This is a genomic window from Candidatus Angelobacter sp., assembly GCA_035607015.1.
Lineage (GTDB): Bacteria > Verrucomicrobiota > Verrucomicrobiia > Limisphaerales > AV2 > AV2.
In genome coordinates, this window is sequence record DATNDF010000028.1 from 1 (window position 1) to 5,293 (window position 5,293).

At 57.1% G+C, this 5,293-nt stretch carries 7 protein-coding genes; 6 read left to right on the top strand and 1 reads right to left on the bottom strand.

The window, feature by feature from the left end; all coding sequences use genetic code 11:
- Positions 1-110: 110 nt before the first annotated feature.
- The 4 genes from VN887_01185 to VN887_01200 all read left to right on the top strand — a co-directional run bounded on the left by VN887_01185 (position 111) and on the right by VN887_01200 (position 2,879).
- Positions 111-485: a hypothetical protein gene (locus VN887_01185; protein ID HXT38614.1), complete on the top strand. Its 375-nt coding sequence runs from the start codon at positions 111-113 to the stop codon at positions 483-485.
- Positions 486-777: 292 nt separating this feature from the next.
- Positions 778-1,101 (top strand): hypothetical protein, encoded by a 324-nt coding sequence (locus tag VN887_01190; GenBank protein HXT38615.1) that lies wholly within the window; start codon positions 778-780, stop codon positions 1,099-1,101.
- 250 nt (positions 1,102-1,351) lie between these two features.
- On the top strand, positions 1,352-2,242 hold the full coding sequence (locus VN887_01195) for a hypothetical protein (GenBank protein HXT38616.1): 891 nt from the start codon (positions 1,352-1,354) through the stop codon (positions 2,240-2,242).
- 376 nt (positions 2,243-2,618) lie between these two features.
- Positions 2,619-2,879, top strand: coding sequence for a DUF4160 domain-containing protein (locus VN887_01200; protein ID HXT38617.1), 261 nt, complete (start codon positions 2,619-2,621; stop codon positions 2,877-2,879).
- A 154-nt stretch (positions 2,880-3,033) separates the two neighbouring features.
- On the opposite strand, the gene VN887_01205 is transcribed toward VN887_01200, so the two are convergent.
- Positions 3,034-3,642 carry an FHA domain-containing protein gene (locus tag VN887_01205; protein HXT38618.1) on the bottom strand — a complete coding sequence of 203 codons (609 nt, stop codon included), beginning with the start codon at positions 3,640-3,642 and terminating at the stop codon, positions 3,034-3,036.
- A 457-nt stretch (positions 3,643-4,099) separates the two neighbouring features.
- Between VN887_01205 and VN887_01210 the strand changes: the two genes are divergently transcribed.
- Both VN887_01210 and VN887_01215 read left to right on the top strand, forming a co-directional pair.
- The gene (locus tag VN887_01210) at positions 4,100-5,041 is read left to right on the top strand and encodes a carbohydrate kinase (GenBank protein ID HXT38619.1); all 942 of its coding nucleotides are present in this window, start codon (positions 4,100-4,102) and stop codon (positions 5,039-5,041) included.
- Between the two features lie 3 nt (positions 5,042-5,044).
- Positions 5,045-5,293, top strand: a 249-nt coding sequence (locus VN887_01215) for a hypothetical protein (GenBank protein ID HXT38620.1), incomplete at its 3' end; no start/stop codon positions are given.

Sequence of the window (5,293 nt, forward strand, 5' to 3'; positions counted from 1 at the left end):
TGGGATGGCGCCTTCTGTTTGTCGACAAGTCGCTGGTTGGCGGACATCACCTGTCCCGCATGCCGGCGCTTGGGTCGTTGGGCGGCGTTCGCACCACCAAAAGGCAAACTATGAAACGAGCAAAGCAATTCACCATCGCTGTGGGATTCGCAGTTATATGCGGCTTTGCCGCTGGTTGCAGCGGGATTCACCGAATGGAGGCAGTCAAGGATGTGATTGACCGCGGGTTGGTTTCTGGCCTTTCGTCATCCAACCAGTTCAGCGCAGTGGTGTGGAGCGTGCCTCGGATGCCCGTAGGGCCATACTCCAAGATTGATAGTCTGCCGGTCACTATCGAGGACGGTTCGACGAATGAGGCAGACTACGTTTTCTTTTTCGGCAAGTCCGGCAAAACCAAGACGTGGGAAGTGTTCTCGTGTATGAAGTGGCGGGATGGCCACTGGGAATTTGTGCCGGTTAAACTTCCGAACGCGCCGAAAAAGTGATGGAGACGCCGCCTTACCATGCGCGAGGCTGTGTGAAAACAAACTCTATCGGACATTGGATTATCGGCCTCACGTTCATTCGCTTGGCTATGGTTGGACAGAGGAGAAAGAGACACGATGCCTAGCGGTTCGTTCAAAAACGGCACAAATCGCCGCGCGAGGGCACGCGGCCTACAAGATTTATCGGAGAATCCGGCGTGGTGTAGGCCCGGTCCCCCGACCGGGCGTTTTTTAAACGGGCCGCTAACCCTTCAAGACGTTGGGTGACGCCGTGAGCGACCGATATCAAATCATGAATGATGAGGCGTTTTGGACTCGGTTGGAGTTTGACGCATCCCGCTGGCTCGAAAGCTTGGACGTGAAGACGCTCAGACGATTCTGGATTGATGGTTTTCTGCCCGAGACCATCACGAACACGAAGCACGGTGCGGATGTCGAAGGCACGGCATGGGTTGGCATCGGTGCGAGAGACCAGTATCAGTATCGCTTTGTTGTCTCTGTGCCTCAGAGGATGCTTCATCGTGGCAGGCAGACCTTCTGCATTGAGCGGCTTTCTCTCGACGAGGCAGAGCAGACATTACAGATAAAGGTTGTCAGTGAGAAACAAGTCGCCTAACAAATCGCGAGGCAGTGTGAAAACTCTTGAAACAAGATTTTGAAGGACGAAAAAGTGGCGCGTATCACTCTCGCCGAAAACAAAAATGCGCCGTAATCAAAATGTTAATGTCGATTTTTTGGGTAATTCGTCGCGCGGGGAGTTTTCACACAGGCTCACGCTCCAGCGAACGGCGGGCGCGGCTCTTGACTCGTGCTGGGCGATATATTTCCCGCCGTCGATAAGGTCTTGTAGTTCGGCATAAAGCACCATGCCAGGATCACTTTGGGCACCATTCAGAGAAGGCAATCGCAGTGAGTATCTCGCGCAATACTTTCTGTCTGCCCTCGGTGTGTCGGCCAGCGTCCCCAGAGCGGAGGACATAGGCATCGACTTTTATTGTGCCCTCGCTCAGCAGTCTGGCGATCGATTAACTTTTCATTCACCATTCGCCGTGCAGGTTGGATCGTTTGGAACCAAAGACTTTAGATACGGTGGGTATTCAAAAAAGGGAGTTTGGCAAAAGGAGCAGCTTGATTGGCTGTTCTCGCAGGAATTGCCGCTATTTCTGTCCACCGTTGATAAAGACACACTCACGTTCAGGCTCTATTCGACGAGCCCGGTCTGGCTTATCAGATACTCGTTTGGAGACGTATCCGAGGTTTATTTGATACCGGACGCCACACACGATCCATTGAAGGAGTCGAAAGAGGAAGTTCAAGAATATATGGGGAAGGGCGGCGATGGCGCCCGATACCGCATTCCTTTGGGAGCCCCGATTGTGGAGATGCGCATCGATGAGTTGAAGACGGATGTTGTTGACAAGGCTCGATTCGCGCTTAGCAAGGCGGCCAGCATTGAGATGAGCAATCTCACCTATCGCCGATTGAGCGTGCATTTTTCTCAGTGGATGTTGGACATACTGGCAAACGACGACTCCGCCGGCATCAAGCTTGGGCAGTTTTATGCGTGGAATACCGAGCCGGGTCGCAACACTCCGGAGCAGCTGAAAGCAGTCCTGCCGATTATTGTCGCTTTGGGGCACAATCTCAAATGGCAGAAGCGGCTCGACGAGCTCGCACAACTAAAGGGCATTTTCAGCCTCATTCCTCCCGACGAGATTCCAGACTTCCTGAAAAGCAACCTCCCTGAAATCCTATAGGGTCGAACAAGGCGCGAGACTTTGTGAAAACTTTTCCGGTTTGTTGAGTCGGCAGGGCGGGCGGGGAATAACTTTCCGGTTTCGGGTTTTGGACTTTAAGTTCCGAGAGTGCGGGGTATTCGGAGGCTCGATGGCCGCTCCCACCACCGCCCGCGGAAAAAGCGCCGGCGCCCCTTCACCTCAGCGCCGCCATCAGCGGCGCAAATCTCTCCAGTTTCAGAGTCGTCACCGGGTCATTTTTTGAGGTGAAGAATTCTTTGAAACAAATCCATCCATCCGGGGTCTTCAGTTTGTGATCGGATTGAACAATGCAACGTCTCACCGGGAGCGCTGCTGGAACAGCCGCCGGTTGGGACGAGAAACGGAAACTGAGTTTATGCCGGTTATCTCCAAATTTTACGGGATCGTCATCCGCATGTTGCGCGCGCAGGGTCTGGCCGCCCGTTTTTACGCCATCTACGAGAACACGGAACTGGTGGTGAGCATCTGGCCGTTGAGAATCATCCAGGGCGACGCGCCGAGTCGCGTGCGGGAAATGGTGCTCGAATGGGCCGCGCAGCATCAGCAGGAACTGCTCACCTCGTGGCACCGCTGCCTTTCGGGCCAGGCCCCGGTCCGCATCCAGCCGCTCCAATAGGCTTGCGCGAAAACCTCTCCGCCGGACCCTCTCCGGTGAGTCGCATCAAAATGGCATTGCGTGCCGGCACTGAAGCCACTCGATTACGAGATTTCTGAAACGGATTTTACCAGTGGGTGTCCCTGCGCGGTGACGCCCTGTTTTTGAAGGACGGTCAAGAATCGTCCGCCCGCGGCAGACGGCGGGTCATCTTCGCGGTCACTTTCCCGATCCACGAACTGATGCGCGATTTCTTTTTCTTCTGACCCTTGGGTTGTCCGATGGGCCGGCAATGCCCGCCGCAGACCGGACACAGTTTCAACTCGGCGCCGCCGACGCGCCGGATCTGGTGGACGCACAGTTCGCAAAACGCCTTGCCGCATTGCGCGCATTCCATTGTCGCCTGTGACGCGGCGTGTTGATAGCAGGCGGGAGCGCCGTCCGCCAGAAAGAGACCTGGTTGCGCGGACACGTGTGCGGGGATGACGACTTCGACGGGCGCGTCCTCGAGGGCGACTTCCACGGAGCCGAGATGCAAAGTCTGTCCCGGCAACAGCAGGCCTTCCCGGATGCGCTGACCGTTTATGAACGTGCCGTTGGTGGAACCGAGGTCGCAGATCTGCACCGTGCCGTCCCGCACGATGACCTCGCAATGGCGGCTCGAAATCGTCGCGTCGTCGAAATGAAAATCGTTGGTGGGATTGCGCCCGAGCCGTATGACGCCCGGCATCAACTCAATCTTCTGAGCTGCGCGCGACCCGGATTTGATGACTAATTGTGCCATGGCCTCCTCCCCGGCTGTTCTTTTCTGACCTTTCCTTCCCCGGCGCGCCGATCCGCCAAGACCGTCAATTCAGTCGGAACCAGCGGGGCCGGCGACGACCCTACTCGCCGCAGCCGAAATAATCCATTCAAAAAAGCGGCGCCACATTCCGTCGCCGGAAACAATGGAACCGCCTGATGTCCGGCCGGAGTTGTTGTCGGAGTCGTATTCATGGTTGAAAGGCTACGCGCCCGGCGAGTTCGACCGTTAATCGATAAAATCACGCCACTCATTGATTTGCCGGATGCGGCGCGACCGCCGGTTCGCCCTGAACGCTGTCGTGGCCGGCTTCCAGTCATGTCAGATAGACGTAAAACGGTTGTGAAAACTCCGACGTGACCGGCCCCAAATCTTCCGCCTCTGAAACGGGATTGCTAAATGGTGGCCGGGCTGGGAAGGTTTCCGCGCCCGAGTCGTCATGCAAAAAACCGTCCTGTCATTTGGAGAGACTCTCTGGGATTTGTTTCCGTCCGGCCCGGTGCTGGGGGGAGCGCCCTTCAATTTGGCCAGCCGGGTCAATTTCCTGGGTGACACGGGCATCATAGTCACGCGCCTGGGCCGCGACGATCATGGCAGGAAGGCGCTGGCGCAAATCGTCGGCTCGGGCATGGACCGGTCCCACGTTCAAAAGGACGACCACCATCCCACCGGCACGGTCAACGTCACACTCGACAACAAGGGGAACCCCGAGTTTTTCGTCATTCCAGAGGTCGCCTACGATTTTATCGAGGTCACGTATGAGTTGATGGAACTGGCCGGCGCGGCGGACTGCTTCTGTTTTGGCACGCTCGCTCAACGGACGTCAACTTCACGGCTCACCTTGCGCCGGCTGCTCGATGTGGCCGCGAAGAGCATGAAATTCCTGGACGTAAACCTTCGCAAGGATTGTTTCTCGCGCGAGACCATCGCCGAATCGCTCAAGCGGGCGGACATTTTGAAAATGAACCTCCAGGAGGCGCACCATCTCGCCAGGTTGCTGGAGATTTCACTGTCATCGCTGCCGGATTTCTGCGCGAAGATGATGGAGCAATGGTCGCTGCGTGGCTGCGTCGTGACGCTCGGTGAACACGGCGCGCTGGCGGCCTCCGCGGACGGGACAAAAGTCTATGAGCCGGGCTACGAAATCCGGGTGGCGGACACTTGTGGCGCCGGCGACGCCTTTTCGGCGGGGTTCATTCACGAATACCTGCGAGGCGAACCGCTGGCGGCCTGCTGCCGGCTCGGCAACGCGCTCGGCGCGATGGTGGCGATGCAAACCGGCGCAACCACGCCCGTCTCCCTCGACGAAGTCCGGCATTTTTTGAGCGCGAAACGCAACCGCCTCACCGAGCCGGGCCTGAAAGCGTTCGCGGTGGAGTGAACCATGACGAGCAAAACCGAAAAGCCATTGCGAACGAAGCACTGCTCATGGTTGCTGCTGGGTTTGACCGCCTCACTCGCCGCGGCAGAACCGAAATGGACCAACCTCTCCAGCAAGAACGGCGATTTACCAGTGCCCGGTGAATCGACGCAACAGACCGGCGCACTGGTCGCCGATCTCGACAAGGACGGTATCAAGGATTTTGTCCTCAGCTTCCGTGTCAAAGCGCCGGCGTTGGTCTGGTATCGGCGC

What these genes read in the sequence shown, in the direction of transcription:
- VN887_01195 (HXT38616.1), top strand. Translation starts at nt 1,352, where the DNA reads ATGCCAGGATCACTTTGGGCACCATTCAGAGAAGGCAATCGCAGTGAG.
- VN887_01205 (HXT38618.1), bottom strand. Translation starts at nt 3,642, where the DNA reads ATGGCACAATTAGTCATCAAATCCGGGTCGCGCGCAGCTCAGAAGATT.
- VN887_01185 (HXT38614.1), top strand. Translation starts at nt 111, where the DNA reads ATGAAACGAGCAAAGCAATTCACCATCGCTGTGGGATTCGCAGTTATA.
- VN887_01190 (HXT38615.1), top strand. Translation starts at nt 778, where the DNA reads ATGAATGATGAGGCGTTTTGGACTCGGTTGGAGTTTGACGCATCCCGC.
- VN887_01200 (HXT38617.1), top strand. Translation starts at nt 2,619, where the DNA reads ATGCCGGTTATCTCCAAATTTTACGGGATCGTCATCCGCATGTTGCGC.
- VN887_01210 (HXT38619.1), top strand. Translation starts at nt 4,100, where the DNA reads ATGCAAAAAACCGTCCTGTCATTTGGAGAGACTCTCTGGGATTTGTTT.